We start from the raw sequence: 7948 nt of genomic DNA, 5'->3' as shown, positions 1-7948 counted from the left end.
GATGATTGATAAAAAGCTGATGGCGCTTGAAGGCCTAAAACGAGGCCTGGACCAGGATAAAAAAGTATTCATTCCATTAAAATGGTATGAAGAGAAAGCTATCAGACAACAACTTTACCGCGAAGTAGTTCGAGGCAAGGTGGATATCGCGGACGAGGAACTGAGAGATGCATTCGAAAAATCGGAGACGACTGTCCGAGTCCGCCACTTGCCTGCCAAAACCCGGGAAGATGCAATGCAATTCAGGGAAAAACTTCTTAATGGTGGAAGTTTCTATGATTTGGCCGGGAGAGCGTTCAAAGATTCAGTACTTGCAAGCAATGGCGGCGATCTGGGTTATATCAGCTTCGGAGACATGGATGAAGCCATTGAACAGGCGGCCTTTTCTCTGAAAATTGGTCAGATTTCAGAGCCCGTGAAGTCCAAATGGGCTTATCACATTATAAAAGTAGAGGAAAGAAAGCAAAATGCTATTCTCACCGAAAATCAATTCGCAAGGAGCAAATATAAACTGGGGAAAATCATTCGTCGTCGAAAAGAAACCAGGATAGCTGATAAATACATTAAGGATTTTATGAATCCGCGGCATGTTCGCGTGTACGGGCCTTCTATCCTTTTTCTGGTGGACAAGGCGAAGCCACATGCGAACTCACTCCTGCCTGCAGAGGCGCCAAAACTCCGGGATTCTGAAATAGGAGAAATCAGGCACAGTGTAGACGAACATTTACAAGAGGTGATTGTAGAATTTGATGGTGGGCGGTGGACAATTGGAGATTTCCTGGAAAAGTTGAAATCAGTTCATCCTGATGCCAGACCTACCATGACCAGTAGAGCAAATCTAAAGGATGTGGTAGCCAGAATGGTCAGGGATGAGTTTCTGGCACAGGAAGGTTACAAAAGAGGCTTGCAAAATAGCAAATACGTGAAAGATGAGGTTCGACGTTGGAAAGAGGACCTAGTTTTCAACAAAATGCGCAAAATGCTCTTAGACACAGTCACCGTGTCAGAGAAAGAGATGAATGAGTTTCACGCGAAAAACAAAGCAAAATACGTCGAACCGGTAAGGGTCAATATCCGGGAAATATTCGTAAACGATGAAAGTCTCGCAAATGATCTTCTGAAGCGAATCAAGACAGGAGAAAACTTTGGCGAACTAGCCAAGAAAAATTCCTTGCGAAAGTGGGCTGCATCTAAAGGAGGTGAGTTCGGATTTTTTGGCGCAGGGATGCACGGTAAAATCGGTAAGATGGCTTTGGCAAAGAACGCGGGTGACCTTGCAGGGCCTTATGAAATAGATGATCCTACATACGGACCTGGCTTTTCTATTTTCAAGGTTTTCGAAAAAAAAGCAAAACGGTACAGAACCTTGCAAGAAGTCAAGAAACAAGTGCAGGAAGATGCCCTTGCAGCCAAACAAAATAAAGTTTTAACGGATTTTATAGATAACTTAAAAGAAGAATACAAAATTGAAATTAAAGAAAAATTCCTGGGCAGGATTCAAACGACAGATGAATTCGCTAAAGGCAGAAGAGTTGAGATGTTTGTGGCACCGCGCTTCTAAAATTCTAAAAGTGTTTCAATGCTCACTCCAGAAATACATCACGGTGAGTACAATCAAATGGAATAAAAGCCCTCAACTTGTCCTCAATCTTGGAGGCGTTTGAAAAATGGGGGTAACCCTATATATTATGTAATTCTTCTTGCGTTTGAGAAACGAAAAAATGGGCTCTGTCGAGATCAAAACCAACTCGAATCACCTCGTTGGGCCGATAGACCCTAAAATAGCTAAAAACAAAGGATGCCGAAATTTCATTTTGATTTAGTCCCAATTTAAGTGCCGAGGGCCGGACTCGAACCGGCACGGAGACAAGTCTCCGAGGGATTTTAAGTCCCTTGCGTCTACCAAATTTCGCCACCCCGGCCACCAACTAGGGCAACGTTTCCTAAACAACCGGGCAATATAAAGTGTTCAGGTGTTAAAGTGTTTACGTATTTTATCAAGTTGATTAATTTCAGGATATTAGCACCTGAACACTCGAACACACAAACACTATAATCCACATTGCGATGATATTTAGAGATCACATTGCTTAGAGGCGGCGATCGGACTCGAACCGATGAATAGAGGTTTTGCAGACCTCCGCCTTAGCCACTTGGCTACGCCGCCAGCATAAGTAGAACAAAAAAATCAGAGCCGTGAAACCCTGATCTATTCATTAGAGCGGGAGACGAGACTCGAACTCGCGACATTCACCTTGGCAAGGTGATGCTCTACCAACTGAGCTACTCCCGCTAATTTCATTAAAGAGCCGAAAGATACCAAAAATATAATAAGTATGCAACATATTTTTTCAGTCTAATCGCGGTTATATCCGGAAAGCCTATCCAAGATTCGCCTTCTTTTTTTTCGGACTGATTCGTGCAAGGCTCGGCCTTTTCTGCTATACAAAAATGCGATAAGAAGCAATATTGAAATAACGGCAATTTTTAACATGACTAAAACCTCAGAATCTCAAACAAAAAATTTTAAAAGTTTTTTCTTTTAACATCAATAAAAATTTCATATATTTACCAGAACACTTTGAGTTAAACCCGATGATCTGAAGGAGCTTGCGACATGGAGACGATCGACGTTAAGGAATTTATAATTACGTGTGAAGCTTGCGGCAATGTTAAAAAGTTTATAGTAAAAAATGACCAGGATTCTCAACGTATTTTTAAACAATTTTCGTGTGAAAACAAGTGCGGCAGGAATTTATATAGTTTTATAACTGTCGGTTTCCTCAAGCGGAATTAATGATCAATAAATACAGCCCTAAGCGCACTGTCTAAAGGCTGTTTGGTGGAGCCGAAGGGGATCGAACCCTCGACCTCATGACTGCCAGTCATGCGCTCTCCCAAACTGAGCTACGGCCCCTTGTCAGGCATAATAATACATAAAAATCGCATAAAAGTCAAGGGTTAAAACCTCTCACCTACAGATCCGACTCATCGCACCCTAGCAATAAATGAAGTTTCCTACGAGAAGGAGAATAAACAATGGGTCTTAGAATTACAAAAGTTTATACCAAACAAGGGGACAAAGGGACGACTCGATTAGGCGGCGGCCAGGAAGTCGCCAAAGACTCAATCAGAATTCAGGCCTATGGCACTGTTGATGAATTGAACTCGGTGATCGGGATCGCAATTTCTTTTGAACCCATCGCTGAAGTCAAAGCGACTCTCACAAAAATCCAGCATGAGCTTTTCACTCTCGGTGGTGACCTTTGTGTTCTTGAAGAAGATAAACAAAAATGGGAGATGCAGCAAATTGAAGCAAACCAGGTTACAGCATTAGAAAAATCAATGGATCGGCTGAACGAAGAATTAAAGCCCCTGGAAGATTTTATTCTTCCCGGTGGTACCAAAGTTTCGGCTTTTTTACACCAGGCGCGCTGTGTTTGCCGCCGCGCTGAAACGCTTGTCGTGAGTCTCTCCAAAAAAGAAGAGATTGGCAAATCCGCCTTAAAGTACTTGAACCGGCTTTCTGACACATTGTTTGTCCTAGCGAGATTTGAGAATTTTAAAAATAATATGGACGATGTCTACTGGCAAAAAGAAAGTAAGTAGCTTTTTTCTAACATGATTCCAATTTACTGGCTAGGTTTTATTCTTTATGCAGTATTTGTTGTTTACCTGGGTTGGCGAAGCTATCGATCCAAACAACCTGCTTCTGAAGTCGATGTTGATTTTTGGGCGGCCGGCAAATCCCTCGGCCCCTGGGCAACTGGTCTCTCTATTTCAGCCAGCTTCATGTCGATCAGCTGGTCGTGTGTTTATGCGGTACAATTGGTCTACTGGTACGGTTTAAGTGCACTGTGGCTTCTGGCCATTCCGTGGCTCATTGTCATGGTATTTTACTATATTTTGACTCCACATTTTCGCAAGTTACCTGCCTTCTCACAGCCGGAAATGGTCGCCCAGCGATTCGGTCAAAGCGCCCGCGCTTATTTAGCGCTGCCTCTTGCATTCGTATTTTTGGTTTGGGGCGGCGCAGAACTTTTTGCTGCCGCAAAAATACTCTCACCGATTCTGGATGTTTCTTTTCATCTGATTCTGGCATTCATAGCCGTGGTCGTGGCTCTTTATTCTTTCTTGGGTGGATTTGCAGCCGTGGTTACCACGGATAAATTACAATTTGCACTCGTCGCCTTTTTTGTCATAAGTATTTCATGGGTTTCCGGAAAGGCTGTTTTAGCTCAAGACTCCCTCGTCGAGGTTTTCAACACCCTACCCTCACCGCCAAAATCCGATTCGTCTGCGCTTTCAATGTTTGCAGTTGGACCTGCATTGATTGCCTTGACTCTGCTGGCATATTTGCCCGGTTGGGTAGTTGAAACGGATATCTGGCTTCGTCTGCAAGCATCAAAAACAAATACCACTGCTCGTAAAGGGGTGACTATCGCCGCTTTTAATTCTGTGGTTTTTATGGCCGGTCTACCCGTGCTCATCGGTCTTGCAGCCCTCTATCTCTATCCTCCAAACGGCGCTGAGATTCCTTCCGAGTTAAATGACGGCGATGCCATATTCGCACTGTTGATTAGAGACCATTCACCCGCACTCTTAACTGCCCTACTAATCGTCGGACTCTCTGCGGCAGCAATGTCTACGATCGACACTTGCAGCAATGTCATGGCTTTATCGCTCTCTTATGATATTATTGAACCCTATCTGGCAAAAAGGAAGAAAACAGTTGATCTCAGAATTGTCGCACGGGTAATGTCGGCGGGGGCGGTCATGTTAGCTTATATCTATGCGCTTTTCACTGATTCGCTGTGGGATATTTTTTATCTCTCTTCCGGTATCTTAACCACCACAATATTTATCCCGATGATTGCCCTTTTTCGAAAAAATGCAACCAAGGTGCAAGTTCAAAGTGCAGCCACGGCAGGCTTCATTAGCACTTTTATATTTTATTTTTTGGAGAAAAATGGAATCTTACAACCGTTTCAACCCGAGTGGCTGTCTGACACGGGATTGGGATATATAATGTGGGGATTTTTAGTAAGCTTTGTTGCATACTCAGCTACTAAAAAAATTCGGCAATCGGCTACCCGGTGATATTCAGTCAGCGTATAGAAAAAAATCTGATGTCATTTGAGGTTGAGTCCCAATTTAATGAATTAAAGAAATAAAAAAGGCCCGCCACAAGGCAGGCCTTGAAGTCTTTCTAAAAAATCAGCGGTCGCTATTTCACTGTAAAGTTAATCCCGAAGAAAGGTCCATGAAATTTTGAATTGTCGATGAAATCAGTCTCGTCTTCCGAAAAGAACTTAAGATTATAACCGCCATAAACACCAACATTATTCAACAATTGGAAACCCGCTCCTACATTAAAAGTAACCCCGACATTTTCGCCAAAGGGTCGGGTTCCTAAGTCCCTCGCAGCTCCTGGCCCAGCTATGCCACCCTCCTCGTTAGTATATGAGAGTCGTGGGCTATCAAATTCCGAGGTTCCGATTTTGCTATTTCCGGATTCACCAAGAATGACTAAAAGTCCGAGGCCATAAAAAATCGAAAAGCGGGCAGATACAGTTTCTACCGGGATGGATCCACCAAAATGTTGTCCTAACCAGTATTGGGTATCGGTATAGGAGAAAGGTATTGCCCGGTCAATCGGAAGATTAGTGATGATTCCATTCGCAGCTGTGGGAAACCAATATGTCGCTAAATCTACCTCATGTCTATTGACTACAAGACTAAACGAAAGAGTAGCATACCTACTGAATGCATAGCCCGCGTTTAAAGTAAAGTCAATTCTTTTTGTATCGCCAAGTGATGTAAATCCTCTCTTTTTCGATTCATCATTAATAAAACTCACGGACGTAACGTTGCCATTGGAGTCTTTGGTTTGCTGAACGCCATCCTCCGGACCAATGTCAAATTTCCCAAAATAGAACGTGCCACCGACTCGAAATTTACCAAAATTTAAAGTAAAATTTGGCCCAAAAGCAGGCTCCAATCCACTATTCTGTCCACCGGCTGGCACATCACAGTTATTGAACCAGGAAGAAATCCCCAGGTTAATTCCGACCCTGGATCCATCCTGGCTTAAAACAAACCCGGGGCTTACAAAAAAAATGAAAAGAAAGCTAAATAATAAAACTTTTCTCATCGGTCCCTCCTTTTTATGAATATTCCTCCGTTATAAAATATTTTTTGTATAGATTTAGGGTATTTGCGGAATGTTGCTTTTTTTACTCCTGCTTTTTATTTTGTATGGTTTCTTTTGAGTAGCAAGATTTTTTTTATTGCTATTCGCATCCAGGGCAACAAAGTAATATCGGATTTCTTTACCCTTGTGATACTCCTGTGGAATCATAAAGTCATAAACGCCCCTTCCTATTAGCTGCATGGTACCTTGCGAGTAAGTCTTTGTGCCTTTTTTAACATAATACAAAGTAACTTCTTTCATTTCAAGATTATCTTGCCCTGTCGCGCTTATTTTGATCGGCTCTTGCGGATCGTAGTCTTTATCCGCCGTATGTTGAATAACCGGCGGGGTCTGATCTTGGGCAATAATTGTTTTTTTCAAATTGCGTACTTCAAAGATTTCTTTGTCGCGATCCGGTAACGCATTAAGAAACGCCAGCGCTGATGTCAAATCTCCACGATTAGAAGCTGATTTTGCGTCCTCGATTTTTTGTTCAAGATTAAATTGTGCCCGCTGGATATCTGTATACAACTTTCTGGCTTTCTTATTTTCTCCATTATAAGGAGTGCTTACGAAAACAGCGTCCAACTCTTTCAGGCTTTGTGTATAATTGCCCTGTTGAAAAAGTTTCTGGGCTTTATCCGCGGCGCTTTTTTCACTGAAGGCTGTTCCATATCCCAGGGCTGCATCTTGAAAAAATTCGATTGCTTTAGAATAATTTTTTTTAGCCAGATATTTTTCCCCTTCTCCTTCTTTATTTGAAGCATATTTATATGCTTCACTCGACAATGACTTGGCATTGGTCCGATCAGCTTCTGACTTGGCTCGAGTTGCTTCTTCCTGTGCGTCATTTACTTGAGCGAGGAGTTGGGTATTGCTCATCTTTTTTCTTCTAAGATCAGCAGCCTCTTTTATTGCTTTATTAAAAAAGGACTCTGCAGAAGCAAATGTCGAACCTGCAGATTCGTATTTTCCTTGTTCGAGCTCTTTATCAGCGCTTGCCAACAGGTTCTTGGCCTTTTTGTATGAAGCCACATTGCTGGCTCCATCTTTTAGAGCTTTTTTGTCGGCACTCAAAGCGCTCTGCTTTGCTTTTGTCGCTGACTTCTCAAATGATGCGATATCTAATTTCTTTGATGCCGCCTTTGCTGCCTCTGAGTATTTAACTCCAGCTTCAGAAAATAATCTCTCGGCCTCAGAAAATTTATTAGCTTTTTCCGCTTCAATCGCCCGTTCTTCAAAATTAATAGCGACCCTAAAAACCTCCAGAGAATTTATAGAAGCCTGATTTTGCTCGGCTAAAGACTTAGCCTGAATCATTTCTTGTTGGGCAGTTTCAAGAGAAGTTGGCACTTTTGCGGCAATTTCCGGCTTTTCGGAAATAGTTTGATTTATAAAATCTTTAAGTTGTTCTCGATAAACAAATGCCCCGGCAACACCAAGCAAAAGAACCATCACTAAAACAAAGACTCCTTTTCGACTTCGCTTCAGGGGAGGTGCTGTGGGTTTCGCAACTGCTTTTTTGGGTGCTTCTTTCGCGGGTCTTTTCTTGGGTTTGTCAACCAGAACCGTCGCTACATTATCAATATTCTCCTGGCATTCTTGTTTTAACCGTTTGGCCTCTTCGTGCTCCGGATCCAGGTTCAGGACTTCATCAAACTTTTCTACCGCCTCCGGTCTTTTCTGCTGGCACAAGGTTTTTCCCTGGTCCAAAAGTTCTACGATGCTTTGTTGAATTCCTTTGAAGCTAATAAG

At 42.6% G+C, this 7948-nt stretch carries 5 protein-coding genes and 4 tRNA genes; 3 read left to right on the top strand and 6 right to left on the bottom strand.

All coding sequences use genetic code 11. The annotated features are described in order from the left end of the window. On the top strand, window positions 1-1561 hold a 1561-nt coding region (locus IH879_15565), incomplete at its 5' end, for a peptidylprolyl isomerase (protein MCH7676345.1). A 274-nt stretch (window positions 1562-1835) separates the two neighbouring features. Here the strand turns inward: IH879_15565 and IH879_15560 are convergent. The 4 genes from IH879_15560 to IH879_15545 form a co-directional block, all read right to left on the bottom strand. Continuing rightward, a tRNA-Leu gene (locus tag IH879_15560) sits at window positions 1836-1922 on the bottom strand. Between the two features lie 172 nt (window positions 1923-2094). Further along, window positions 2095-2167, bottom strand: a tRNA-Cys gene (locus IH879_15555). Window positions 2168-2220: 53 nt separating this feature from the next. Further along, window positions 2221-2293, bottom strand: a tRNA-Gly gene (locus IH879_15550). A 547-nt stretch (window positions 2294-2840) separates the two neighbouring features. Continuing rightward, window positions 2841-2917: transfer RNA gene (locus IH879_15545), tRNA-Ala, on the bottom strand. Window positions 2918-3039: 122 nt separating this feature from the next. Between IH879_15545 and IH879_15540 the strand changes: the two genes are divergently transcribed. Beyond that, window positions 3040-3609 carry a cob(I)yrinic acid a,c-diamide adenosyltransferase gene (locus tag IH879_15540; protein ID MCH7676344.1) on the top strand — a complete coding sequence of 190 codons (570 nt, stop codon included), beginning with the start codon at window positions 3040-3042 and terminating at the stop codon, window positions 3607-3609. Between the two features lie 12 nt (window positions 3610-3621). After that, window positions 3622-5100: a sodium:solute symporter family protein gene (locus IH879_15535; GenBank protein MCH7676343.1), complete on the top strand. Its 1479-nt coding sequence runs from the start codon at window positions 3622-3624 to the stop codon at window positions 5098-5100. 127 nt (window positions 5101-5227) lie between these two features. On the opposite strand, the gene IH879_15530 is transcribed toward IH879_15535, so the two are convergent. After that, window positions 5228-6154 carry a hypothetical protein gene (locus tag IH879_15530; GenBank protein ID MCH7676342.1) on the bottom strand — a complete coding sequence of 309 codons (927 nt, stop codon included), beginning with the start codon at window positions 6152-6154 and terminating at the stop codon, window positions 5228-5230. 54 nt (window positions 6155-6208) lie between these two features. Then, window positions 6209-7888, bottom strand: coding sequence for a hypothetical protein (locus IH879_15525; protein MCH7676341.1), 1680 nt, complete (start codon window positions 7886-7888; stop codon window positions 6209-6211). Between the last annotated feature and the right edge of the window lie 60 nt (window positions 7889-7948).

Source organism: candidate division KSB1 bacterium (genome assembly GCA_022562085.1).
GTDB lineage: Bacteria > Zhuqueibacterota > Zhuqueibacteria > Oceanimicrobiales > Oceanimicrobiaceae > Oceanimicrobium.
Note: the sequence above shows the minus strand (reverse complement) of the source record. Positions and strands in the feature narration are given on the sequence as shown.

Coding starts and splice junctions, on each gene's coding strand:
- IH879_15540 (MCH7676344.1), top strand. CDS start 3,040: ATGGGTCTTAGAATTACAAAAGTTTATACCAAACAAGGGGACAAAGGG.
- IH879_15535 (MCH7676343.1), top strand. CDS start 3,622: ATGATTCCAATTTACTGGCTAGGTTTTATTCTTTATGCAGTATTTGTT.
- IH879_15530 (MCH7676342.1), bottom strand. CDS start 6,154: ATGAGAAAAGTTTTATTATTTAGCTTTCTTTTCATTTTTTTTGTAAGC.